Consider the following 24,028-nt stretch of genomic DNA (forward strand, 5'->3'; position numbering starts at 1 on the left):
AGGCCCGGGTTCGTCCCGCCGCACCCGCCCGAGCGGGCCGCCCCCGTCCGAGAGGCCCGCACCCCTCCGAGGGAGAGATCATGGCGACCGCCGACCTCGCGTTCCATCCGCTCACCTTCGTCACCGAACGCGACGGCACGCTGGTGGGCCGGCCCGACACCGGGTCCTTCGCGCTGCTCCCGGAGGACGGCGCGGCGCTGCTGCGACGCCTGGCCGACGGCATGCCGCTCGCCGAGGCCGCCGCCTGGTACGACGCGACCTACGGAGAGCCCGTCGACCTGGCCGACTTCGTCGAGACCATGCGCGATCTCGGCTTCGTCCGCGAGCCCGGCGCCGCCGCCGAGCCCGTGCCCGTACGCCTCCAGGCCTGGGGACGTGCCATGTTCTCGCCGCTCGCCTGGAGCTGCTACGCGCTGATCACCGCACTGGCGATCGCGGCGATGATCTACGAGCCCCGACTGCAGCCGCACACCCGGAACCTGTTCTTCGTCCCGTCCCTGGTCGCGGTGGAGGTGACCCTCGCCGTGCTGCAGATGCCGCTCATGCTCTGGCACGAGGGCTGGCACGTCCTGGCCGGCCGCAGGCTCGGCCTGCCCACCGGCCTGGGCATCGGGCGGCGGCTCTACTTCGTGGTCTTCGAGACCCGGCTCGACGCGCTGTTCGGTGTGCGGCCCGCGCAGCGCTACCTGCCCTTCCTGGCCGGGATGCTCGGCGAGGTCGTGCTCTTCGGCGCGCTCACCCTCGCGGCGGCGGCCGACCTCGCGACCGGACCGTCCTGGGCCGGGCGGTTCGCCCTCGCCGTGGCGTACGTGATCCTGCCCCGGCTGGCCTGGCAGTTCCTGATCTTCCTGCGCACCGACCTCTACTACGTCCTCGCCACGGCCCTGGGCTGCGCCGACCTGCACGAGGTGGGTTCGGCCTATCTGCGCCACCGTCTGGGGCGGGGCGGCTGGGCGGAGGACCGCTGGACGGCGCGGGAGCGGGCGCTGGCCCCCTGGTACGCCCTGCTGACCGCGATCGGCACCGCCGTCCTGCTGGTCGCCGCCGTGTTCACCGTCGTCCTGCCGGCCGTGACGTTCGCCCAGCGACTCGCCGACGGCATCGCGCACCGCTCGCTGGGCGACGGCCGGCTCTGGGATGCCGCCGTCGCCCTGCTCGTCATCGTCGTCCAGGTCGTCGTGCTGCCCCTGCTGGTCGGCCGCCGGCAACGCCGCGCCGCCGCGTGACCGGCCCGCGCACTCACGAAAGGAAAACCCGTGACCTCCCACACCTGGCGCGTCCAGCCCGAAGGCACCGCGCACGACGACCGGTACGACGCCCGAGCCGACTGCCACCGGCGGCTGCGCGGACCGTACACCGGTCTGGGCACCCTGCTGCGCGCCCTGGTGCCGGATGCGCACCGGGCCCGCCCGGAGCTCGTGGCGCGCCACGCCGTCGAGATCCTGTCCGCCGCTCCGGAACTCAAGGACCTGATCGGCGCCGGACCGCAGACCCTCACCTCGCTGGCCGTGCCCAACGAGCGCACCCGCCTCTACCCGGCGAAGCGCACCCGCCGTCTCGCCCACGGCATCATCGAGTTCCTGCACGGCCACGCCCGCGAGCGCGGCCACGCGCTGGCCCTGCGCTTCGACCGGGTCGACGAGGCCGATCACACCGACCAGGAGTTCCTCGCCATCCTGCTGCGCCGGGCCCTGCCGGACCTGGTGACGGTCACCGTGCACACCGGCGGCGCCGACCTGATCCCCGAACTCACCACGGCTCTCGCCGCCCATGCCACCCACACCATCGCCCAACGTCCCGACGAGCACGAAAACCTGACGGATCATCACAAACTGGCCCTGGCCTACGTCGAGTCCGACGGCACCTCCCCCGACCCCGCCGAACAGGCCGCCTACCGCCATGTCGACGCCGCCGAGCGGGCCCGACTGCACGACCAGCGGGCGGCCGAGCTGCGCCGCAGCGGGGACTGGAGCCTGTGTCTCGGGGCGATCCCCTATCACCTGGAGCACGGCAGCGACCGGGAAGCGGCCGCCGACGCGTTCCTCGAAGCCGCCGAGTACCTGGTCTCGATGGGCTTCTACCACTCGCTGCTCGACGTGGCCGGACGTGGCACGGCCCTGATGGACCCGGCCGAGGAGCCCCGGAAGTACTGGATGCTGGGCACCAAGGTCACCACCGCACTGTCGATCCTCGGCCGGCCGGAGGAGGCCGAACGGCGCTACATCGAGCTGCGCGCCATGTTCGACCAGCCGATGCTGCACATCTTCTCCGGCTACGCCCTCGCCATGCTCTACACGCGCTACTACCCGGCCGAGCACAAGGACCACCAGCTGGCCAAGGCCCACCTGAACAACGTGCTCGCGATGGCCTCCCTGCTGCCGGACCACGACCAGCGCGTCTTCCAGTCGGTCTTCAACCGCAACGGCCTGGCCCTGGTGGAGCTCCAGCTGGGCAACCCGACCGAGGCGCTGCGCCTGGTCAGCACCGGTCTGGCCGACATCGACCGCGAACTCCCCGCCGAGAAGCACCGCCTGCACCGCTCCGTGCTGGTGCACAACCGGGGCCGGGTGTACACCGTGCTCGGCCGGCTGGAGGAGGCGCTGGCCGACATCGACACCGTCATCGAGCTGGATCCCAACTACCCGGACTACTACTTCGACCGGGCCGACCTGCGGCGCCGGATGGGCGACCTGCCCGGCGCGCTGGCCGACTACAGCGAGTCGATCACCTTCGCCGCGCCGTTCTGGGAGATGCACTACAACCGGGCCGACCTGCGCCTGGAACTGGGCGACCTGGCGGGCGCGATCGCGGACCTGGGGTACGTGCTCGAACTGGAACCCGAGGAGCTGGACGCCCGGATCAACCTCGCCAGCCTGCTGCGGGAGCAGGGCGATGCGGCGGGCTCGCTGGCCCAGGTCGAGGAGGGGCTGCGCCACCATCCGGGCGACGCCCGCCTGCTGTGCGCCCGGGGGCTGCTGGCGCTGGACGCGGGCGCCGACCAGGCGGCGCTGCGCGACTTCGACCTGGCGCTGAACGCCGAGCCGGACCTGGTGAGCGCGCTGGCCAACCGCGCGGCCCTGGTCCTGGAGACGGGCGACCACCGCACCGCCGTCGCGGATCTCACCCGGGCGCTGGCGATCGAGGCCGACAATCCGGACCTGCTCTACAACCGTGGTTACGTCCACCAGAGCGCCGGTGACTGGGAGTCGGCCCGCCGCGACTACACCGCCGCACTGATGCTGCCCGGCGCCGACCGAGCCGACCTGCTGCGACAGCGCGCCGAATGCCACCTCGCACTGGGGGATCCGACGGCCCATCAGGCCGACCTGGCGGCGGCCGAGTCGGCTGCGAGCTCGCCGAACGCGGTCGCGGATCCGGTGAGGGTGTCGTGACGGCCGGGCCGGATCCCGGCACCGTGGCCGGTCCGATGACGCCCCGGCCGGAGACCCCGGCCGTCACCGGACCGGCCCTGCGGAGCGTCATGCGCCGCTGGGCCACGGGGGTCGCCCTGGTCACCGCCACGGCCCAGGGCCGGCCGACCGGTTGCACGGCGAGCTCCTTCACCTCGGTCTCGCTCAGCCCGCCGCTCGTGCTGGTGTCGCTGTACCGGAGCAGCCGCACCCTGGCCGCGATCACCAGCCAGGGTGCCTTCGGCATCAATCTGCTCGGCCGCCATCACCAGGACCTGGCCGACCGGTTCGCCACCGCACCGGCCGAACAGCGGTTCACCGGCATCGGCCACCGGCTGGTCCGGGACGTCCCGGTGATCGACGAGGCGATGGCGGCCCTGGTGTGCCGGGTCGAGCACACCGTCGCCGCCGCCGACCACCTGCTCGTGCTGGGGCAGCCCATGTGGTGCGACCAGAACGGCGCCCCCGACCCCCTGGTGCACTTCGGAAGCCACTACCAGTGTCTGGCCGTGGGATCGACACGTACGTGATCCGGCGCGGGCGGGCTGTCCCCCGCGCCGCTCCCCACGTCCCCTGAATTCGTCCTCCCCAGCCGACTGGCGACCAGTCAGGGATGCACCGGACGCACTGACCCCACCAGGGGGTACCGGCACCTCAGAGCACGTCCTCATCGCCCCCGTCGGCGTCGTGCAGCGTCTCGCCGAACCGCTCCAGCGCCTCCACCGGCCCGCAGCCGAAGGCGCGGCCGATGTACTCCCAGGTCATCAGGTTGCTGCGGGCCTTGCGGCCGGCCAGCAGCGCGGTCGAACCGGCGGCGCGCTCGAACCGGGCGGCCGCACGGGCGGCGGCGTACGGGCGGCTCGCCATCAGGTCGCAGATCCGGTCCACCAGCGCCGCGACCAGCTCCTCGACCTCGCGCGGCACCACGCCCTCGGCCAGGTCGACGTGCCACTCCCAGTCCGCGAACGGCCCGGTGGCCTCGCCCACCGCCTCGGTGGCCTCGTCGTCGCCGAAGTCCAGCAGGTGCACCCGCTCACCCCGCCAGCCGCAGCTGCAACCACTGCGCACCGCGGCGGCCCGAGGGCCGTCCGCACCGTTGTAGAGCCACCAGGTGGTGCGCCCGTCCGGCAACGGCGCCGGCTCGCTGCCGTCCGCCAACACCGCCGCCGGGAAACCCTGGTGGCGCCCGCTCTCGTCAAACCATGGCATGCCGTGTCCCTCACGTCCCTGGAGTACGGAACCAGGGTTCTCGGCCCGTGACGCAGTGTCAAGGTTTCGCGACAGCCCGTGCGACCCGCGACTCAAGGGGGCGCGCGAGAGACACACCAGCCGCCGCGGGAGACGAATCAGAGAATACGCCAGCAAACCGCCCGATCCCCCAGCCCCCCGGCAAGCGCATTCCCCCAGAGGTGAACCTGACAGCGACCCGGCTGCGTGGAGACGTCTGTAGGGCCACTGCAGAGCGGCCTTACGTTCACTCAGCCACCCGGCAACGATAGGGAGACCCCATCATGAAGATCCTGTTCGCCATCCGTGACGCGTCCTTCGCCAAGAAGAGCCTGAAGGCCAGCGCTTGGTACATCTGGTACTAAACCGGCTGCCCGGTACCCCCGGTACCTGAACAGCTGATCCGCCCCCGCCCCTGCCCCCTCGCGGCCTCCGCCGAGAGATCCGGCCCGGGGCGGGGGCGGAGACCGGCCCCGGCAAAGTCTCGGAGACATCACATGGCACTCTCCCCCGCCTCCGCCCGTTCGCGAAACACCGTGCTCTCCCCCCGACTCGAGGCCCTGCTCAGGGACCATCTAGGCAAGGACGCCGTCCGGCTCGAACCCGACACGATCGGGGTCGCCGGGCCCGAGCTCACCGACCGGATCCTCGCCGCCCGGCGCGCCACCGAGATCGAACGGCCCACGTTCAAACCGCTGCACGGACGTTCGATCGCCCGCACCGAGGCGTCCTCGGTGACGCGGACGATCGGCAGCGACGTGCGCGAGGCGCTGAAGGCCCCGCTGCCGCAGAACATCGACCTGTCCGGCCCGTGGCCGCTCACCGGACACCTCTTCCTGCGCGACCTCATCCTCGGTCGGGACCCGCGCCGGCTGCGGATCCTGATGAGCCGCAATCTCGAACTGACGCCGCTGCTCACCTGGTTGGTGATCTCGGCCGGCGCCGCGCTGCCCGGTAGGCCCAAGCCCGGCGACGACCTCACCGAACTCGGCAAGCTCACCGCGAAGGCGGCCAACTACCAGGACCGACGGTACGCGATGGGCATGTACCGCCGAGCCGCCGCACCCGTCTGCTTCACCATCTCCACCCTGGTCGCGAACGCGCTCTGGCTCGGCTCGCCGTTCGACGACAGCACGCCGAACCGGAACATCATCCTCGAGTCACTGCGCCTGCTGCCGCCGTCGTGGAACATCCTGCGCCGCGCATCGCCCGAGTACCCCGCGCTCGATCCGCGGATCGGCGCGGGCGACGACATCCTCGTCCTGCCGCTGCTCTCACACCGCGACCCGGCGCTGTGGGAGGACCCGGACGAGTTCCGCCCGGAGCGCTGGGACCACCTCGACCCGGACAGCACTCCCGGCTACCTGCCGTTCGGGCACTCCTCCGAACGCTGCTGGGGCCGGCACATGGTGATGCCGCTCGCCGAACTGCTGCTGGACCGGATCCGGGAAGCCGGCCTGGTCGTCGACCCCGAGCAGCGGACCGCCAAGGTGCCACTGCTCGGCCTGCTCGGCGTCAGCGAGGTCCGCGTCCTCAAGGCACGCGATGCACACTGACCACCTGCACACCGAACGCGGTCATGCCCAACAGGACGCTACCGACCCGGAGTTCGCCGGCAGTCGGTTCTACGCCGACCCCCACGCCGCGTACCGCCGCTGGCGCACCGAGGGCGGCGCCCGCAAGGTCCGGTTCGGCGGCGCGGCCGGACTCGAAGGCTGGGTCGTCACGGGCCACGCCGAGTGCCGGACCGCCCTCGCCGACCCCCGGCTGAGCAAGAAGGCCGTCACCGAGGCGTTCGCCCGACACGTCGGGAACTCCGAGGACGGCCCGGGCCGCGACCTGATGACACATATGCTCAACTCCGACCCCCCGGAGCACACCCGACTTCGCAAGCTGGTCCAACAGGCCTACACCGGGCGGAAGGTGGCGACCCTGCGACCGATGGTCGAGCGCCACGTCGGCGCACTGCTGGACCAGCTGGACGGGCGCGACTCGGCCGAGCTGATCAGCGAGTTCGCCCTGCCGCTGCCACTCGCGGTGGTCTTCGAGCTGTTCGGCGCGCCGCAGGCCGAACGGGAGAACCTCCGAGTCCGGGGCAACGCGGTCGACACCGGCCCGGAGGACGACGGCGGGGCGGACGGCGAGGTCTCGGTGGAGACCGCCGAAGGCATGGCGGACTACCTGCGCGCCCTCGTCGACCACAAGCGCACCCACCCGGGCGACGACCTGATCTCCGAACTGCTCGCCGCCCAGGCGGACGGCGACCGGCTGACCGAGGCCGAGATCACCTCGATGGCGTTCCTGCTCGCGATCGCCGGCCACCAGACCACCGTCAACCTGATCGCGAACGGCATCCACGCGCTGCTCGGCCACACCGGGCAACTCGCGGCGCTGCGCGCGAATCCGGAGCTGCTTCCCGGCGCGATCGAGGAAGTCCTGCGCTACGAGAGCCCGTTCAGCGTCGCCTCGCTACGCCGCACGACCGAGCCGGTGACCATCGCGGGCACCACGATCCCGGCCGGCGAGTTCGTCCAGATCGCGCTGCTCGCCGCCAACCGCGACCCGGCCGTCTTCGCCGACCCCGACCGCTTCGACATCACCCGACCGGACGCCACCCGACACCTCGCGTTCGGCCACGGCATCCACCACTGCCTCGGCGCACAGCTGGGCCGGCTCCAGGCCGAGGTCGCGTTCAGCGAACTCCTGCGCCGTTTCCCGGCCCTGCGCCTGGCCGAACCGGCCGCGGCCGCGCAGTGGCAGGAGAACCCGAGGCACCGGGGACTGCTCAGCCTGCGGGTGCTGCTGCGCTGACGACGGCGGGCGGGTACCGCTGCCGGCCACCCCCGCCCTCGCCACCCGCGTCGAGCGCGCCGACTCCCGTCCGGAGCGCCGGTCCGGCCACGCACCCGCGACCGTGGCCTACGACCTGGAAGGTTGACCACCCTACCCGGCGACCACGCCTGCCACCTCGAGAACCCGGACGAGTTCCTCGCCGCGCTGGAGCGACACCTGACAGTGAGCCGACGTCGATCGCCGCGCGGAGCCGAGGAACCGACGAACACCACCGGCAGCACCTGACTCGCGGCCGGCTCGGCATCGGTCCTCGCGCCGAGGCCGCTGCCGAGGACCGGACCCCTGTTTACCCGGGCATGCCGTCGATCCGCCGCTGGCGGGTCCGGCCGCAACTCCCCCACGAGCGCAACCGGACCCCCTACCGGCGGCCGGGCCTGGACGCGACTCCCCCCACGGAGCAGCGATTGAGCCCGAACCCCTTCACCAGCGACACGCAGCGTACATGCCACATCCACTCAGCGCTACCGCACGGGGGTGCTGCCCCGGACACCCGTTCTGTCCTCACCCGCGGCTTCGGAACGGTGACTTGGCGCGACGCACCGGACGATCCGACCCCGATCCGTGTCGCCGGCGCCGGCTTCCGCGCCGCTCGTCGGTCCCGGCCCGTGAGCGCTACATCATCATGTCGCTCGGGGTGAGTCCTGGCAGCAGCCAGCTCTGGAACGGCGCCAGCACGGCGAGCACGAGGAACGCCACCCCACTGACCCGGGCCAGAAGCGGCCCGCGGCGCCACAGCTTCTCCAGGAAGATCACCACCGCGATCCCCGCCATCGCCGCCACGTTCATCACTCCGAGCGGCACCAGCACCACCATCAGCGCCCAGCAGCAGCCCAGGCAGTACCCGCCGTGGTGCAGCCCGACCCGCAGGTCCCGCAGCCGTGGCCGATAGCCCGCGTAGCGCATCAGTTGGGCCATCGGGCTGCGGCAGTGCCGTAGGCACACGTACTTCAGCGGGCCGAACTGGTACAGCCCGGCCAGTGCGAACGCCGTCGCGCCGATCCACCTCCCGGCGTCCGGGTCACGTTCCACCAGGTGGCCGGTGAGCGCCAGCCCGCCGTACGCCAGCAGCCCGAAGGCCGTCCACACCAGCAGGTAGCCGCCCAGGAACTCCGTCGTGCGCGCCGCCCGGGCGGCGCCGCTCGACTGCCGGCCGATGCCACGGGCCCACGTCACCGCCACGGGCGCGACCGACGGCAGCATCATCGCGGCCATCATCGCCAGCCACAGCACCAGGAACAGCGGCAACGCCATCCCCATCGTTCCCGGCTCGACCCCCATGTCCCGGGCCTGGCCGACCGTGAACACCCAGGCCAGCGCCGCGATCACCACGATCAGGGCCCACGCCACGGCCAGATCCCTCGCAGGCATCAGCACCCCGGTCCGCAGTGGCTGCCTCTCCACGGTGACGGTACGCATGCTGCTCTCCTGCCTGGTCCTTCCAGGAGAGCACACGCGCGCCGACGACAAAACCCGGTCGCGGTCCCGCACGGGGATTCCGCGCCTCGCAGAAAAGGCGCACGCTGGAGATGAGGCCGCTCCGCCGACGCGACCTGTCGGAGTTCGCGCGGGACAGCCCCGCCGCTCCCGGAAACCAAGCGACAGCGGGGGGTGAGGAGGTCGGTGAGATGACCGACGCAACCACCAGCCCGGCCTGGCACCTGGTCGGCGACTGGTTCGACACCTGCAAGTGCGCCATTCCCTGCCCCTGCACCTTCGCCCAACCCCCGACCGAGGGCGACTGCGACGGTGTGCTCGTCTGGCACATCCGCGAGGGCCGGTACGGGGACGTCCCGCTCGACGGGTTGAACTTCGTGATGCTCGGGTCCTTCACCGGCAACATCTGGGCGGGTGCCGCCACGGACTCGCGTGCCGCGTTCTTCATCGACGAACGGGCCGACGAACGGCAACGCGCCGCACTCGGCACGATCTTCAGCGGCCAGGTCGGCGGGTGGCCGAAGCAGTTCAGCGAGCTCACCACGACCGAGGTGCGCGGCATGGACGCCGCCCCCATCACCGTCGAGATCGACGACGACCTCGGCGCCTGGAGCGTCGAGATCCCCGGCCGGGTCACCGCCCGGGCCGAAGCCCTCACCGGCCCCACCACCCCCGAGGGCGGACGCGTGCAGGTCCACAACGCTCCGGGCGCCGAGGTCGGGCCGGGACAGATCGCCACCTGGGGCCGCGCCACCACCGACCGCGCCGACGCATTCGGCTTCAGTTGGGACCGCAGCGGCAGATCCAGCAAGCATTTCCCGTTCGACTGGAGCGGCCCTGACTGAAACTGCCGTCCGCACGGCCTTGCCGCCGACCAGGACGATTGTCTAGAACTCTCACCGCCAGCCAGGACGGGCGTTCCGGCTGGCGGTGAATGCTGTGCGGCCGTGTGGCGACCGGGGGCACAGGCACATGGGGGCAGATCATCGCTGCCGCGAACCGGCTGCTCCACGCCATGCGGCCGACTTCGTCATCCGCTCACAGGTGGAGGCGGAGCGGTCGGCCTTCACACCACCCCGCTGAACACGGTCGTCCCCGTGGCTACGGCCCGGTGCGCCGGCGTTGACGTGACGCCAGTGCCAGGGTCGTGAGCGACAGCAGGACCACCAGCGCCGCGTATCCGCCGGCGGTACGGTGCTGGCCGAACCGGCTGGTGAGCGCACCAGCCGCGACGGCGGGCAGGCTGAAGGCCGGATATCCGACGACCGACAGGGCGGCAAGGACCGCAGCCCGTTCCTCGGGTGGCGGCCGGCGGGCCGACCGTGCGGACCAGCCCTCCTCCGCCGGCTCGACGGCCTCCTCCTACGGCCATCGGGTCCGACGACGCGAGCGACCAGGGGGTTCCGCGAGCGTGGGGCCGACGGCGGTGTGCAGGGGAAGCTGACGACGTACACCGGATCCCGCCGGGTGGAGCGGGTGCTACCCGCCGTCTGACCTGGCCATCGGCGGTACGTGCCCGCACGGCCTTGACTCGGCGGGGCGCGGCGCGCAGGCTGAAGATACAACGTAAATGTGGCATGTAAGTGTTGCCTCGACGTTTACAAGGCTCATGGGAGGCTTCCATGACTGCCGAGACGATCGACATTGCCGGGCGCCCGCCGCGGGCGGCCGCCCAGGGCCCATGGACACGGCAGTGAGCCACGGACCGGGCGCCGTCGAGGCCGTCGTCGAGCTGCGCGCCGACGGCGGGACGCGGCTCGACGCCCTGCGGGAGTGGTGCGCCGGGCGCGGGCTCTCGGTGCTGCCGATGGCGGCCGGTGCGCTGGTCACGGGCCCGGCGGCGCGGTTCCGGGAGGCGTTCGGGCACGGTCCGGTCGACGCCTCGGGCGCGGAGGCGCTGCCCGTCCCGGACGGACTCCGGGAGGCCGTGCGGTCCGTCACCGTGCTGCCGGTGCCCGAACCCCATTCCCCTGATGACTGACGACAGCTTCTCCCGGGCACCCCGAGGCCCGGTTCATCCCCCGAGGAGTCATGATGCTTCCCACGACAATGCAGAACGGGCAGTCTCCTCCCGACCTGGTGTTCGGCTACGTGTCGGCGCGGTCGGAGGGCGGAACGCCGATGACCGAGGCGACCGACCTGAGCTCGGCCGCACCGTACCGAGCCAGTGAGGACGTCCGGGCCCGGGCCAAGGAGCGGGCGGAGGCGGTCGGGCTCACCGTCAGCGCCGAGAGCCGGCTGGGCTTCACGGTCTACGGATCGCCGGCGGCCTACGAGCAGTTGACCGGTGGCCGGGTCGCCTCGTACGAGGCCCTCCAGCGCGTGTCGGTCGGGCGTCGCCGCTACGTGACGCACCTCGACCTGGTCGGCCCAGGCCAGCCGGAGGCCCGAGGTGTGGGGGCCGCGCCGGACGCCGACGACATCGAGGCCGTCGTGCTCGAACAGCCGCGTTCCTGCTACCACTTGTCGCCGAGCCCGCAGCCACCGAACGTGAGCAAGTACCACCTGCGGCTCCCCGGCGACGTGTCCATGCTGCTCGGTGCCACCGCTGCGCACGCACAGGGCGCGGTGGGCGCGGGCGTGGACGTCGCCATGGTGGACACCGGACACTACGCGCACCCCTTCTTCACCCTGCAGGGCTACGACGTCGATCCCGTCGTCGCCGTGGTGCCGGGCACCAGCCCCGCCAAGGACCCGATCGGGCACGGGACGGGCGAGTCGGCCAACATCTTCGCCGTGGCCCCCGGTGCGAAGCTGAAGTTCTTCCGGGCCAGCGACGACAGCGGCAACCTGACCAGCGCGGTGGCGGGGTTCCTCAAGGCGAAGGCCGCCCATCCGAAGGTGCTCACCAACTCCTGGGGCGGCGACCTCGAATTCCCGCCCCTGTCCCCGCACCCGCCCGCGGCGTCCCGGGTCTGGATCCTCGAGATCAAGGACGCGGTGGAGAAGGGCATCGTGGTGGTGTTCTCGGCCGGCAACGGCCACTTCTCGGTCGAGCCGCAGGTCCCCGGGGTCATCGCGGCCGGCGGCGTGTTCGTCGGTCCCGGTCTCGGCCTCCAGGCCTCCGACTACGCGAGCGGATACGCCAGTCCGTGGTTCCCCGGCGAAATCGTGCCGACGGTCTGCGGGCTGGTGGGGATGCTGCCGCGGGCCCAGTACCTGATGCTCCCCGTGCAGCCGGGCTGCGAGCTCGACGTGGAGGAGAGCCAGCCGAGCGACGGGCAGATGCCCGACACGCCCGACGGCACGACCTTCGACGACGCCTGGGCGCTGTTCTCGGGCACCTCGGCGGCCGCCCCGCAGATCGCCGGCGCAGCCGCCGTACTGCTCGGTCAGAACGGCCGGCCGAACATGACGGTCGAGCAGGTGACGGAGGCGCTCGTGAAGACCGCCACCGACGTCACCACCGGCCACAACCACCTCCGGTTCAACAATCCGGCCGGGCCGGGCCCGGACGAGGCCACCGGGCCGGGACTCGCCAACGTGAGCGCGGCCCTGGCGTTCGCGAAGGCCCACTTCTGAGGAGACCCGCTGCTGAGGAGGCCGACGTCTGAGGAGGCCCGCTCTGACCGGACGTGCACGAGTGCTTCCGGGACACCTTGAGGTCCGCGCGGCTCGCGGCGCGGACCTCACCCATGTCAGCGACACGGAGTCACCGATCGTCGGCGCCGGACAGCCGCGTCCTCCGGTGGGAACGGCCGCGCGGGGTGGTCCGGCGGTCGGCTTGTCAGTGGGCCTCGCTACTGTTCCTCACCAGATCAACCGTTCGAGGAGAGGGGCGGAGCTGTGCGGCGCTGGGAGTTCGTCGAGGGCGGCTCGGACAAGTTCTGGGAGGCCGCGGTCGACGGTGCCGTGGTGACCGTGCGCTACGGGCGGTCCGGCACCGCCGGGCGGGAGCAGAGCAAGGAGTTCCCGACTCCGGAGGCCGCGCGGGCGCACTTCGTCAAGACGGCCGCGGAGAAGGAGCGCAAGGGCTACCGCGAGACCACGGCCGGCGCGGCGCCCGTCTCGCCGCCCGCCACGCGGCCCGACTCGCAGCCCGTCCCGCTGCCTGTCTCGCTGCCCGTGCCGCGCCCCGGCGCGGTGCCGCCGCCGATCGCCGCCGCCGAGCCGCTGGACGCCCCGGTCGACGAGGACGCCTTCGTCCTGCCGGAGGCCTGGCGGAGGTCCCTGATCCCCCGCCGGGGCGGCGCCTCCCGCCCACCGTCCGCCGCGGTGAAGAACGCGGTGGACGGGTACCACGCCTCGCTGAGGCAGATGCTGGACGGCTGGCTGGAGCAGTCGCTCAGCGCGGACGGCAGCGACGCGGACCTGGTGGCCGCCGCTCGCGCTCACCACTCCGGCAGTCGGAACCCGGTCGGTGCGGCGGTGCTGGCCGCGGCGTACGCGGTCTCCGCCGACAACCGGATCCGGACGGCCGTGGACGCCTGGGTGGCGGAGTTCGGCCTGCCGTTCGCGGCCAGGGCGACCGTCGAGCTGTTCACGGTGGCCCTCGAGTCCGACCGGCGCAACTCCCGCGCCGCCAGCCTGTCCATCCGGCACGCGGGCGTCCGGACGACCGGGGTGTACCGCCCCGCCGCGGACCGGGTCCGGTCGCTGCTGGCGGCGTGCGACGAGGAGACCCACCGCGCGGCGGTCGAGGCCCTGGCCGGGTGCCGGACCGACCTGTCCCGCCTGCTGGTGGCGGCGTACCTGGTGCCGTCCGAGTCCGCCTGGGCCGAGGAGTGCGTGGAGTCGGCCGCGCGGCTGGGCCACGCCGAGTGGTCGATGCTGCTGTGCTCGCTCTCCTCCGCCGAGCCGCTGGAGAAGCTCCCCCAGCCGCCGAGCCTGGGCTGGGACGGCTGGTCCGCCGAGATCATCGCGACCGTGGCGGAGGGTCTCGGGGGCGGTGCCGCGCCGCTGCTGCTGCACGCCCTGGCCAACGACTACCTCTACAGCGACAAGCAGAAGCAGCTGCTGAACGCGATCGCCGAGCTTCCCTCCGACGAGGGTTTTCGGGGGCTGCTGGCCCACCAGGAGAACGGCAAGGCGGCCCGGGGAGCCCTGGTGGCGGCCATGCGTCGTTTCCCCCGGCGTGCTCTGCGCCTCCTCGCGGAGGCCGCGGAGGCCGCGGCGGGCGCGGCGGGCGCGGCGGGCACGGCGGCCCCCGCGGCCGCGCCGGCGTCCGCCGATCCGGCCGCGCAGCGGCTCGCCCGTCAGCTCCTCACCGCCCACGTCGCCGCCCACCGCGCGACCGCGCTCGAGCTGCTGCCGGAGCTGTCGCCGGAGCAGGCGGCCCTGGTCGAGCCGCTCACCGACCTGGGAGACCGGGTGCCGGAGGTCCCGGCCGAGTCGCTGCCGGAGCTGTTCACCAGCCCGCCGTGGACCCGGCCGCGCTCCACGGCCAAGCCCCGCGTGCTGACCGGCCTCACCGCGCCGCAGGAGCCCCGGCTGCGGTGGCTGCCGGACGAGCGGGAGGCATGGGCGGCCTCCGAGTCCTGGTACGCGCGCTGGTCGGACGGCGACTGGGAGCGGATCGCCGGCACGATGCGGGCCGTGGGCGGGCCGTCCGACGCGCATCGCCGCTCCAACCGGCACGAGGAGCTGGCGCTGTTCGCGTACGGCGACGAGCGCCTGGGCCGGCCGCTGATCGCCCAGTGGCGGGGCGACGACTACATCTGGGACGCCGTGGGCGCGCTGCGCCGGGTCGCCGCCCGCTTCGGGACGGACGCGCTCGATCCGGTCCGGGCCGCCGCACTGCAGAACCCGGCCGCGCACGCGTCCCTGCTGCTGCCGTACCTGGACGTCCGGGTGGCCGAGACGATGGCGGACTGGCTGGTGCGCCTCAAGTCGGCCGGGGACACCGCCCGTTCCTGGTTCGCCCGGCACGGCGTGGACGCGGCCCGGCTGCTGGTTCCGGCCGCGGTCGGGAAGGCCGGAGCGGCCCGGCGGGGCGCCGAGCACGCCCTGCGGCTGATCGCGGCCGCGCACGGCGCCCCGGCGGTGAGCGCGGTGGCCGGCGAGTACGGGCCGGAGGCGGCGGAGGCGGTGGGCGCGCTGCTGTCGGCCGACCCGCTGGTGAACGTGCTGCCGGCGAAGCTGCCCCAGCTCGGCGACTGGGCGGAGCCGATGATGCTGCCGCAGCTGCTGGTGCGCGGCGGCGGGGGCGCGCTGCCCGCCGACGCGGTGCGGCACGTGCTCACCATGCTCGCGCTGTCGAAGCCCGGGGCGTTCTACCCGGGCCTCGACCAGGTGGCGGAGGTGTGCGAGCCGCGGTCGTTGACGGAGTTCTGCTGGGCGGTGTTCGAGCAGTGGCGGATGGCCGGCATGCCGTCCCAGGACGGGTGGGCGCTGCACGTGCTCGGCCGGTTCGGTGACGACGAGACGGTCCGCCGGCTGACGCCGGTGCTCCGGGCGTGGCCCGGCGAGGGGGCGCACCACCGCGCGGTGGACGGCCTGGAGGTGCTGGCCACGATCGGCAGCGACGTCGCCCTGCTGCACCTGCACGGCATCGCGCAGCGGGTGAAGTTCAAGGCGCTCAAGACCCGGGCCCAGGAGAAGATCTCCGAGGTGGCGGCCGGTCTCGGCCTGTCCGGGGAGCAGCTGTCCGACCGCCTGGTCCCGGACTTCGGGCTGGACGCCGACGGCACCACCGTCGTCGACTACGGCAGCCGGACGTTCACGGTCGGCTTCGACGAGCAGCTCAGGCCGTACGTCCTCGACGCGAACGGCGCCCGCCGCAAGGACCTGCCCGCCCCGGGGGCGCGGGACGACGCCGAGCTGGCGCCTGCCGAGCGCAAGCGTTTCGCCGCGCTGAAGAAGGACGTCCGCACGGTGGCGGGGGACCAGATCCACCGTCTGGAGGAGGCGATGGTCACCCGGCGGTCGTGGACGGCGGAGGAGTTCGATCAGCTGTTCGTCGGGCATCCGCTGCTGTGGCACCTGGTGCGCCGCCTGGTGTGGCTGGCCGAGGCGGACGGCGCCACGGCGGCGTTCCGGGTCGCCGAGGACCGCACCCTGGCGGACGTCGCGGACGAGGTGTTCGTGCTGCCCGCCGGGGCGACCGTCCGGTTGGCCCACCCGCTGCTGCTCGGCGACGACCTGGCCGCCTGGTCGGAGCTGTTCGCCGACTACGAGATCCTGCAGCCGTTCCGTCAGCTCGGCCGCCCGGTGTACGCGCTGACCGACGAGGAGCGGGCGGGGCACCGTCTGACCCGCTTCGAGAACGGTCCGGTGCTGCCCACCGCCCGGCTGGTCGGCATGGAGCGGCGCGGCTGGCAGCGCGGCGAGCCGCAGGACGCGGGCGTGGAGCGCTGGCTGTCCCGCCGGGTCGGGCCCGACCGCTACGTGGTGCTCGCCCCGGAGCACGGCATCGCCGTCGGCATGCACGACGTGTATCCCGAGCAGCGGGTGGAGACGGTGTGGCTCGACGTCCGCCCGGACGACTACTGGACGCGCAACCGCACCTTCCCGACCTTCGCCGAGCTCGACCCGGTGACCGCCTCCGAGGTCATCGCCGACCTGATCGAACTGACCACGCCGTGACGGCGCACCACCCCACCGACAGCCACGCGAACCACCCCGGGAAGGCCGCCATGACCACCACCACCGAGGAGCGGCTCCAGCGGCCGCCCGCCGAGGTCCGGTACGCCGAGGAGCTGGCGGCGCTGCGCGCCGGGGACCGTGACCCGCGCCCGCCGGGCTGGGAGCTGAGCCTGCGCGCGGCCCGCCGGTTCATCGTCGGCGACGAGGCGGCCGGCATCGCCCGCAAGTTCGTCGGCGATCCGGCGCTGGTCGAGCGCGCCCTGGTGACCCTGGCCACCAACCGCGGCCTGCTGCTGGTCGGTGATCCGGGCACCGCCAAGTCGCTGCTGTCGGAGCTGATCGCGGCGGCGGTCAGCGGGACCTCCCGGCTGACCGTCCAGGGCGGCGCGGCGACCACCGAGGACCAGATCAAGTACTCGTGGAACTACGCCCTGCTGGTCTCCGAGGGCCCCTCCACCCGCTCGCTGGTGCCCGCGCCGATGCTGCGCGGCATGGCCGAGGGCCGGGTGGTCCGGTTCGAGGAGATCACCCGCTGCCCGCTGGAGGTGCAGGACTCGCTGCTGTCCCTGCTCTCCGAGCGGGTGGTGGCGATCCCCGAACTGGACGGGCCGGAGGGCATGGTCTTCGCCCAGCAGGGCTTCAACGTGATCGCCACCGCCAACACCCGCGACCGCGGGGTGAACGAGATGAGCGCGGCGCTCAAGCGCCGGTTCAACTTCGAGACGGTCTTCCCGATCCCCGACCTGAACACCGAACTGGCCCTGGTGGAGGCCGAGTCCGGGCATCTGCTGCGCCGCTCCGGGGTGGCCGCCGCACCCGACCGGGACCTGCTGGAGGTCCTCGTCACCACGTTCCGCGAGCTGCGGGCCGGTGAGGGCGGTGACCGCCTGTCCGCGGTGATGAGCACCGCGGAGGCGGTCTCGGTCGCCCACGCGGTCGGGCTGCGCGGCTGGTACCTGCGCGGCGAGGCCGGCAACGCGGCCGACCTGGTCGCCAGCCTGGCCGGCACCGCCGCCAAGGACAGTCCGGAGGACCTGGCCCGGCTGCGCCGCTACCTGGAGCAGCGCGTCCCGCGGCGGCGCGGCCCGCACTGGCGGGCCGTGCACGACGCCCGCCACCTGCTGGCCGGCTGATGCCCGCGGTCTTCCTCGGGGTCCGCCACCACTCCCCCGCCTGCGCCCGTCTGGTGGCGGACACCGTCCGGCGGCTGCGGCCCGCGTACGTGCTCGTCGAGGGGCCGGCCGACCTCAACGGCCGACTGGAGGAGCTGGCCCTCGGCCACGAGCTGCCGATCGCCGTGTTCGGCCACTACCGCGACGCCGAGCGCACCGCCACCACCTGGGCGCCGCTGTGCGACTACTCGCCCGAGTGGGTGGCGCTGCGGGAGGGCCGGGCGGCCGGCGCGGAGGTGCTCTTCGTCGACCTGCCGTCCTGGCACCCGGCGTTCGAGCTGCGCGCCAACCGGTACGCCGACGCGGAGGCCCGGTACGCCGAGGCCACCGCCCGGCTGTGCGGGCGCTTCGGCACCGGCTCGGTGGACGCCCTGTGGGACGGCCTGTTCGAGGTGGCGCCGGCGGACGGGCTCGCCGAGCGTCTGGACGCCTACTTCGACCTGGTCCGCGGCGACGCCGAGGCGGACGAGGGCGACCGGGCCCGCGAGGCGTACATGGCGGCCTGGGTCCGCGCCGTCCTGGCCGAGGCGGGGCAAGCGACCGTGCTGGTGGTCACCGGCGGATTCCACACCCCCGCGCTGCGCACCCTCGCCGCGCGGCCCGCGGAGGCGCCCGGTCGGCCCGAGCTGCCGGCGCCGCCGCCCGGCGCGGTGTCCGGCAGCTACCTGGTGCCCTACTCGTTCCGGCAGCTGGACGCCTTCGCCGGCTACCAGTCCGGCATGCCCTCGCCCGCGTACTACCAGCGGCTGTGGGAGGACGGCCCGGAGGCCGCCGCCGACCACCTGCGGCGGTCCGTGGTCTCCAGGCTGCGCGAGCGCCGCCACCTGGTCTCCACCGCCGACCTGGTCGCCGCCGCCGCGCTCACCGGCGGCCTCGCCGCCCTGCGCGGCCACCCCGTGCCGGCCCGTACCGATGTGCTCGACGGCCTGGCCGGCGCGCTGATCAAGGACGACCTGACCCAGCCGCTGCCCTGGTCGGAGCGCACCCCGCTGGCGCCCGGCAGCCACCCGGTGGTGGCCGAGATGGTCGCCGCGTGCAGCGGCTCCCGCACCGGGCGGCTGCACCCCGACACCCCGGCCCCGCCGCTGGTCCACGACACCGCCGCCCGGCTCGCCGCGATCGGGGCCACCGGCACCCGACCGCTGACCTGCGAGCTCACCACCGAGGACGGTCTGACGGCCAGCCGGACCCTGCACCGGCTGCGCGTCCTCGGCGTGCCCGGCCGCCACCGCACCGCCGGACCCGCCCACGGCGCCGACCCGGTCACCACCGAACGCTGGGAAGCCGGACCGGACACCGGCCGCGACGCCGCCCTGATCGAGGCGGGCGCGTACGGCGCCACCCTCGACGAGGCCGCCGCCACCGTCCTCGCCGAGCGGGCCCGTACCACCGGGCCCACGGACACCGGACTCGCCGCCCTGCTCTTCGACACCGTGCTGTGCGGCGCCACCGCCCTCACCGACCGCCTCCTCGGCACGCTCACCGCGACCCTCGCCCGCCACCCCGACCCGGGCGCGCTCGGGGCCGTCCTCGCCACCGCGCTCGGCCTGTGGCGGCACGACCGGATGTACGGCACCGCCCGCAGTCCGCTGCTGGCCGCCGTCCTGGACGGCGCGGTCGCCCGCGTCCTGTGGCTGGTCGAGGGCGCGCACGGCCGCTCCGGCACCGACCCGGCGCGCCTCGTGGCCCTCGCCGCCGTCCGCGACGCGCTGTGCCACGCCCCCGACCTGCTCACGGTCACCCGCGAGGACGCCGCCGCCCTCGCCCTGCGCGTCGCCCGCGACCCGCACGCCCCCGCCGACCTGCGCGGCGGTGCCTTCGGCCTCCACCTCGTCCTCGCCCCGACGGCCGGTCCCGGCCCCGCCTCCGCCGCCCGTCCCGACCTCGCCTCCGCCGCCCTGCACGCCGCCGGCGACCCCGGTGCGCTCGGCGACTGGCTGGCCGGCCTGTTCGCGCTCGCCCGGGAGGAGGTCACGGCCGACGCGGGCGACGGCTCCCTGCTCGCCGCCGTGGACTCCGTCCTCGCCGAGCTCACCGACGCCGAGTTCCTCATCGCCCTCCCCGCCCTGCGCCAGGCCTTCGCCTGGTTCCCGCCGCGCGAGCGCGAGCGGATCGCCCGCCGTCTGATCGAGCGCCGCGGGCTGCGCGGCTCCGCCCGCGCCCTGCTCCGCACCACCGCCGACCCCGTACACCTGGCCGCCGCCCGCGCCCTGGAGGAGAACGTGACCGCCCTGCTCGACCGCCACGGCCTGCGGAGCGCCGCCCGGTGACCTCGCCCGAGCCGGCCTCCTCGCCGATCCCCGCGCCGATCCCTGAGCCGCCCCCCTCGCCGATCCCCGCGCCGGCCTCCTCGCCGCCCCCCTCGCCGGCCCCCGGAACGGCGCCCGACCCCGCGCTGGAGCGCTGGCGCCTGGTCCTCGGTTCCCCCGCCGAGCCCTGGACCGGAGGCCCGAGCACCGACGGCGCCGCCCGCGACGCCGCCCTCGAATGGCTGTACGGCCGCGACGAGGACCTCGACCGCCGCGGCATCCGCGGCGCCGGCCTGGAACCGTCCCGGATCACCGCGGTCGACTGGCTGGACGACATCCACCGGCTCTTCCCCCGCGAGACGATCGAGCGCCTGGAGCGCGACGCCGTCGAGCACTACGGCATCGACGAGATCGTCACCGACCCGACCGTCCTGGGACGGGTCGAGCCGAGCCCCGCCCTGCTGCGCGCCGTGCTCCGCACCAAGCACCTGATGAACGCGCAGCTGCTCGGCCAGGCCCGCCGGATCGTCGCCGCGGTGGTCCGGCAGCTGATGGAACGCCTCACCCCGGAGCTGCGCCAGGCGTTCACCGGCGCCCGCTCCGCCCGCCCGAGCCACCGCCCGCTCGCCCGCGACTTCGACTTCCGCCGCACCGTCCGGGCCAACCTCGGCCGCTACCGTCCCGCCGAGCGGCGGATCCTGATCGAACGCCCGCACTTCCACTCCCGCACCCGCCGGCACCTGGAGCAGTGGCAGCTGATCCTGCTCGTCGACCAGTCCGGCTCCATGGTCGGCTCGGTGATCCACTCCGCGGTCACCGCGGCCTGCCTGTGGAGCCTTCCCGGCCTGAAGACCCATCTGGTCGCCTTCGACACCCAGGTGGTGGACCTCACCTCCGACGTCACCGACCCGGTGGAGCTGCTGATGCGGGTCCAGCTCGGCGGCGGCACCGACATCGCCCGTGCCGTCGACTACGCGGCCTCTCTGGTGGAGAACCCGCGGCGCACCGTCCTCGCGGTGATCAGCGACTTCTACGAGGGCGGCGACCCGTACCGGCTGCTGCGCACCGTCCGCTCGCTGACCGAGCAGGGCGCCACCGTGCTCGGCCTCGCCGCGTTGGACGAGGAAGCCGCCCCGGCGTACGACCGCGAACTGGCCGGGCGGCTCGCGGACGCCGGCGCCCACGTGGGCGCGATGACACCGGGGATGCTCGCCGGGTTCGTCGCGGAGAGGCTCGGCCGATGACCGCCGCGACGCGGGCCGATCTGCTCGCCCTGGACACCGACACGCTCGCCGCACTCGCCAATCGGGGCCTGGTGAAGCGCGCCGCCCGCGAGGTCGCCGCGGGCGACGGGCCGGTGCCCGGGCTCGACCCGGACGGCACGCTGCGCGGCACCTGCCCGGACGGCAGCTCCGTCGTCCTGCCGCCCGGCACCGGGCTGGACGGTGGCAGCTGCACCTGCGGCGCCCCTGGCGTGTGCCGCCACCGGATCGCCCTGGTCCTCGCCCACCAGCGGCACGCCGCCACCGACGCCCCCGCCCCACCGGGTTCCGACGACGCCCCCGCCACGTCCGATGCCCCCCACCCGCCCGACACCCCCGCGCCCGCCCCCGCCCCCGCCTGGTCCCCCGGCGCGTTCGACGACGAGGCGCTGACCGCCGCCGTCGGTGCCCGCGCGGTGGCCGCCGCCCGCCGGACGCTGGAGCGCGGCTACTCCGCCCGGCTGCACCACGCGCGCCCCGACGATCCGCAGCCGGTCGCCGAACTGGCCACCTGCACGGTCCGGTTCCCCGTCCCCGGCGAGCCGGGCTTCGCGGTGACCGACGCCGCGCAGGACCGCCGCGGCGAGATGATCGCCCTCGCGGTCTGGGCCTTCCGGGCCGCCGACGGCCGCCCGGCCGTCACGCTCGGCGGCCGTTCCGAGCCCGATCCGGGCATCCCGCCCGTCCTGGACGCCGCCGTCGACCTGGCCCGCGACCTGCTGCTCGACGGCACCGTGCACGCCAGTCCGGTCCTCACCGCCGCCCTCCACCGGGTGCGCGGCGAGCTCGCCGACCGTTCCCTGCACTGGCCGGCCGGCCTGGTCGCCGACCTGACCGCCCAGCTCGACGCGTACGCCGCCCGGTCCGCCGACCACCGGCCCGAGGAGCCGGCACTGCTCCTGGCCGAGCTCCACGCCCGTCACCGCGCCGCCGCCCACCCCGGCGCGTCCCGGTCGGAGGTCCTCGGTGTCCGGGAGGCCGCCGAGACCCCGCTGCGCCGGGTCCGCCTGACCGCGCTGGGCTGCCGGATCCGCGGCACCGCGACCACCCGGTCCGCCGAGGTCTACCTCGCCCACCCCGCCGCCGGGACCGTCCTGGTGCTCCGCCGCAGCTGGGACGTCCCGGCCGACGGCCGCCCGCCGACCGGGCACGCGCTGGCCGCCCGCCGGGTCACCGGCCACCGCCTCGACGCCCTCGCCACCGGCAACGTGGTCAGCGAGAGCGCGGTCCGCAGCGCCGCCCGTGAACTCCGCCTCGGCCGCGGCCGGACCGCCGCCACCACCGTCACCCCGGTCGGCGGCTCCTGGCAGGACCTGCCCGCCCCGCTGCTGCTCACCGACCTCGACGCCCACCTGCGCACCCTCCGGGGCCGGCCGCCGCAGCTGATCCGGCCCCGCGTCGCCGCCGAATCCCTGCACGTGGTGCGGCTCTCCGCCGTCGAGGGAATCCGGTACGACGCCGCCGAGCAGCGCCTGGAGGCCGCCGTCCGCGACGCCGCGGGCAACCCGGCCACCCTCGCCGCCACCCACGACCCGGCCTGCCCCGGCTCCCTCGACGCGCTCGCCGCGGCGCTCGGGTCCGGCGCCGTCACCCACGTCAGCGCCACCGTCCGACGGGCGGCCGGCCGCACCGTCCTGGAGCCCGCCGCGCTCCTCGCGGGAGGCACCGTCGTCGTCCCCGACCTCGCCCCCGGCACCGGCTCCACCGCCCTCACCCCCGCCCCACCGCCGTCGGCCGACCCCGTCGCCGCCGACCTCGCCGAGGCCCTCGCCGCCCTCGCCGACACCGCCCACCGGGGCCTGCGCCACCCGGACGGCCCCACCCTCACCCGCCTGGACCGCACCGCCACCCGGCTGCACCGAAGCGGCCTGACCACCACCGCCGACCTCCTGCGCACCCTCGCCCACGCCCTGCGCACCGGCGACCCGGACACCGCCGCCCGCACCTGGTCGGACGCGGCCGTCCGAGTCGCCGTCACCATCGAGGCCCACCACGAGACCGCCACCCACTCCTGAGCACACTCCCCGAGGACGCCACCACGCTCCCCACCGGCCACGGCCCGGCTGGTGTGCCCGCCCTGCGCAAGCCAGCCGAACCGCTGCTCAACGGCCGCACTGTCTGCTGATCCGAACCGTCCGCAGCTGGGAAGCGGGGATCGTGACGAGGCTGCCGTCCGGACGCCTGACCCGCAGCTCGCCGTCGCCGACGGTGTCCAGGAGCGTCCCGCACACCTGCGAGCCGTCGGAACGGGTGACCAGGACCAGGGGACTGGCCGGGCCGGCCGGGGTGCGTGGTCCGAACCAGATCAGGCCCACGGCTGCGAAGAGCAGCCCCAGACAGACGGCGGACCATGCCACGCCCCGGCGGAGCCGCTTGGCCGCTCGGTCGAGGTGCGTGCGCCGCTCGTCGAACCAGTGGATCAGCAGGGCGTCGTTGCCGATGTCGACCGTGACCGGCCATCCGTAGGCCACCCGGGACGTGCAGTAGACCGCCCAACCGGCGGAGCCGAGCGCCACGGCGATGGCCGCCCCCGCCAGTGCCCGCGCCCAGTCGTCCAGGCCCGTGAGGGAGTCCTTGCCGACGGCCACTCCGACGAGCCCGAACAGGCCGAAGACGGCGGTGACGCCGGCGATCCACTTCTCCGCGGAGCCGCGCACGGCGCTCTCCTCGGACGCGGTCACCTCCTGGACGGCCCGCAGCGCCGGCAGGAGCGACGCGTCGGTGCCCGCCCGCACGGGCGGGACCACATCCGGTTTGACCGCGATGGTGACCAGCCACCAGCTGCCACAGCTGCGTTCCGGAACATCGGAGTCCTTGACCGGGTGGCCCTGGTTGCAGGCGCATTCGCACATCCTGGTCATCCGCTCATGGGGCGCCAGGGGTTTCGACTCACCGGC

The 24,028-nt window shown here is 74.3% G+C and carries 18 protein-coding genes; 15 read left to right on the forward strand and 3 right to left on the reverse strand.

Annotation, left to right across the window (positions count from 1 at the left end):
* Positions 1-80: 80 nt before the first annotated feature.
* Genes ACFWP2_RS15705 through ACFWP2_RS15715 form a run of 3 tightly spaced genes read left to right on the forward strand, consistent with a single transcriptional unit; the run spans position 81 to position 3,940 of the window.
* Positions 81-1,226: a hypothetical protein gene (locus ACFWP2_RS15705; protein ID WP_380451303.1), complete on the forward strand. Its 1,146-nt coding sequence runs from the start codon at positions 81-83 to the stop codon at positions 1,224-1,226.
* A gap of 30 nt (positions 1,227-1,256) precedes the next feature.
* On the forward strand, positions 1,257-3,392 hold the full coding sequence (locus ACFWP2_RS15710; RefSeq protein WP_380451305.1) for a tetratricopeptide repeat protein: 2,136 nt from the start codon (positions 1,257-1,259) through the stop codon (positions 3,390-3,392).
* Between the two features lie 35 nt (positions 3,393-3,427).
* A complete protein-coding gene (locus tag ACFWP2_RS15715) occupies positions 3,428-3,940 on the forward strand; it encodes a flavin reductase family protein (RefSeq protein ID WP_380451307.1) in 513 nt (170 codons plus the stop codon).
* A 124-nt stretch (positions 3,941-4,064) separates the two neighbouring features.
* Here the strand turns inward: ACFWP2_RS15715 and ACFWP2_RS15720 are convergent, their stop codons facing one another.
* On the reverse strand, positions 4,065-4,619 hold the full coding sequence (locus ACFWP2_RS15720; protein WP_380451310.1) for a hypothetical protein: 555 nt from the start codon (positions 4,617-4,619) through the stop codon (positions 4,065-4,067).
* A 302-nt stretch (positions 4,620-4,921) separates the two neighbouring features.
* Here ACFWP2_RS15720 and ACFWP2_RS15725 point away from each other — a divergent pair, with 302 nt between their 5' ends.
* The 4 genes from ACFWP2_RS15725 (at position 4,922) to ACFWP2_RS15740 (ending at position 7,715) form a co-directional block, all read left to right on the forward strand.
* A complete protein-coding gene (locus tag ACFWP2_RS15725) occupies positions 4,922-5,002 on the forward strand; it encodes a tryptorubin family RiPP precursor (protein WP_224285092.1) in 81 nt (26 codons plus the stop codon).
* Between the two features lie 132 nt (positions 5,003-5,134).
* On the forward strand, positions 5,135-6,193 hold the full coding sequence (locus ACFWP2_RS15730) for a cytochrome P450 (RefSeq protein WP_380451312.1): 1,059 nt from the start codon (positions 5,135-5,137) through the stop codon (positions 6,191-6,193).
* Positions 6,183-7,448, forward strand: coding sequence for a cytochrome P450 (locus ACFWP2_RS15735; RefSeq protein WP_380451314.1), 1,266 nt, complete (start codon positions 6,183-6,185; stop codon positions 7,446-7,448). The genes ACFWP2_RS15730 and ACFWP2_RS15735 overlap by 11 nt, the downstream gene beginning before the upstream one ends.
* 123 nt (positions 7,449-7,571) lie before the next feature.
* A complete protein-coding gene (locus ACFWP2_RS15740; protein WP_380451316.1) occupies positions 7,572-7,715 on the forward strand; it encodes a hypothetical protein in 144 nt (47 codons plus the stop codon).
* A gap of 387 nt (positions 7,716-8,102) precedes the next feature.
* Here the strand turns inward: ACFWP2_RS15740 and ACFWP2_RS15745 are convergent, their stop codons facing one another.
* Positions 8,103-8,906: a DUF2182 domain-containing protein gene (locus tag ACFWP2_RS15745; RefSeq protein ID WP_380451318.1), complete on the reverse strand. Its 804-nt coding sequence runs from the start codon at positions 8,904-8,906 to the stop codon at positions 8,103-8,105.
* A 209-nt stretch (positions 8,907-9,115) separates the two neighbouring features.
* Here ACFWP2_RS15745 and ACFWP2_RS15750 point away from each other — a divergent pair, with 209 nt between their 5' ends.
* The 8 genes from ACFWP2_RS15750 to ACFWP2_RS15785 all read left to right on the forward strand — a co-directional run bounded on the left by ACFWP2_RS15750 (position 9,116) and on the right by ACFWP2_RS15785 (position 23,146).
* The gene (locus tag ACFWP2_RS15750) at positions 9,116-9,769 is read left to right on the forward strand and encodes a DUF1326 domain-containing protein (protein ID WP_380451320.1); all 654 of its coding nucleotides are present in this window, start codon (positions 9,116-9,118) and stop codon (positions 9,767-9,769) included.
* Positions 9,770-10,617: 848 nt separating this feature from the next.
* Positions 10,618-10,905, forward strand: coding sequence for a hypothetical protein (locus ACFWP2_RS15755; protein ID WP_380451322.1), 288 nt, complete (start codon positions 10,618-10,620; stop codon positions 10,903-10,905).
* Positions 10,906-10,958: 53 nt separating this feature from the next.
* Positions 10,959-12,446: a S8 family serine peptidase gene (locus ACFWP2_RS15760; protein ID WP_380451324.1), complete on the forward strand. Its 1,488-nt coding sequence runs from the start codon at positions 10,959-10,961 to the stop codon at positions 12,444-12,446.
* 264 nt (positions 12,447-12,710) lie between these two features.
* Positions 12,711-16,448, forward strand: a complete 3,738-nt coding sequence (locus ACFWP2_RS15765) for a DUF4132 domain-containing protein (protein WP_380451327.1) — start codon at positions 12,711-12,713, stop codon at positions 16,446-16,448.
* 50 nt (positions 16,449-16,498) lie between these two features.
* Positions 16,499-17,581: an AAA family ATPase gene (locus ACFWP2_RS15770; protein ID WP_380451329.1), complete on the forward strand. Its 1,083-nt coding sequence runs from the start codon at positions 16,499-16,501 to the stop codon at positions 17,579-17,581.
* A complete protein-coding gene (locus ACFWP2_RS15775) occupies positions 17,581-19,890 on the forward strand; it encodes a DUF5682 family protein (RefSeq protein ID WP_380451331.1) in 2,310 nt (769 codons plus the stop codon). The genes ACFWP2_RS15770 and ACFWP2_RS15775 overlap by 1 nt, the downstream gene beginning before the upstream one ends.
* The gene (locus tag ACFWP2_RS15780) at positions 19,887-21,113 is read left to right on the forward strand and encodes a VWA domain-containing protein (RefSeq protein WP_380451332.1); all 1,227 of its coding nucleotides are present in this window, start codon (positions 19,887-19,889) and stop codon (positions 21,111-21,113) included. The genes ACFWP2_RS15775 and ACFWP2_RS15780 overlap by 4 nt, the downstream gene beginning before the upstream one ends.
* Entirely contained in the window at positions 21,110-23,146 is a 2,037-nt protein-coding gene (locus ACFWP2_RS15785; RefSeq protein ID WP_380451334.1) for a hypothetical protein, read from the forward strand. Before ACFWP2_RS15780 ends, ACFWP2_RS15785 begins: the two co-directional genes overlap by 4 nt.
* Positions 23,147-23,233: 87 nt before the next feature.
* On the opposite strand, the gene ACFWP2_RS15790 is transcribed toward ACFWP2_RS15785, so the two are convergent.
* Complete coding sequence (locus ACFWP2_RS15790) at positions 23,234-23,992, reverse strand: hypothetical protein (protein ID WP_380451336.1); 759 nt, start codon at positions 23,990-23,992, stop codon at positions 23,234-23,236.
* Positions 23,993-24,028: the final 36 nt, after the last annotated feature.

It is taken from the genome of Kitasatospora sp. NPDC058444, assembly GCF_042721415.1.
In the GTDB taxonomy this organism is placed as follows: domain Bacteria; phylum Actinomycetota; class Actinomycetes; order Streptomycetales; family Streptomycetaceae; genus Kitasatospora.

Coding starts and splice junctions, on each gene's coding strand:
- ACFWP2_RS15785 (WP_380451334.1), top strand. CDS start 21,110: ATGACCGCCGCGACGCGGGCCGATCTGCTCGCCCTGGACACCGACACG.
- ACFWP2_RS15775 (WP_380451331.1), top strand. CDS start 17,581: ATGCCCGCGGTCTTCCTCGGGGTCCGCCACCACTCCCCCGCCTGCGCC.
- ACFWP2_RS15705 (WP_380451303.1), top strand. CDS start 81: ATGGCGACCGCCGACCTCGCGTTCCATCCGCTCACCTTCGTCACCGAA.
- ACFWP2_RS15715 (WP_380451307.1), top strand. CDS start 3,428: ATGACGCCCCGGCCGGAGACCCCGGCCGTCACCGGACCGGCCCTGCGG.
- ACFWP2_RS15745 (WP_380451318.1), bottom strand. CDS start 8,906: ATGCGTACCGTCACCGTGGAGAGGCAGCCACTGCGGACCGGGGTGCTG.
- ACFWP2_RS15735 (WP_380451314.1), top strand. CDS start 6,183: ATGCACACTGACCACCTGCACACCGAACGCGGTCATGCCCAACAGGAC.
- ACFWP2_RS15790 (WP_380451336.1), bottom strand. CDS start 23,992: ATGACCAGGATGTGCGAATGCGCCTGCAACCAGGGCCACCCGGTCAAG.
- ACFWP2_RS15770 (WP_380451329.1), top strand. CDS start 16,499: ATGACCACCACCACCGAGGAGCGGCTCCAGCGGCCGCCCGCCGAGGTC.
- ACFWP2_RS15750 (WP_380451320.1), top strand. CDS start 9,116: ATGACCGACGCAACCACCAGCCCGGCCTGGCACCTGGTCGGCGACTGG.
- ACFWP2_RS15720 (WP_380451310.1), bottom strand. CDS start 4,619: ATGCCATGGTTTGACGAGAGCGGGCGCCACCAGGGTTTCCCGGCGGCG.
- ACFWP2_RS15725 (WP_224285092.1), top strand. CDS start 4,922: ATGAAGATCCTGTTCGCCATCCGTGACGCGTCCTTCGCCAAGAAGAGC.
- ACFWP2_RS15730 (WP_380451312.1), top strand. CDS start 5,135: ATGGCACTCTCCCCCGCCTCCGCCCGTTCGCGAAACACCGTGCTCTCC.
- ACFWP2_RS15760 (WP_380451324.1), top strand. CDS start 10,959: ATGCTTCCCACGACAATGCAGAACGGGCAGTCTCCTCCCGACCTGGTG.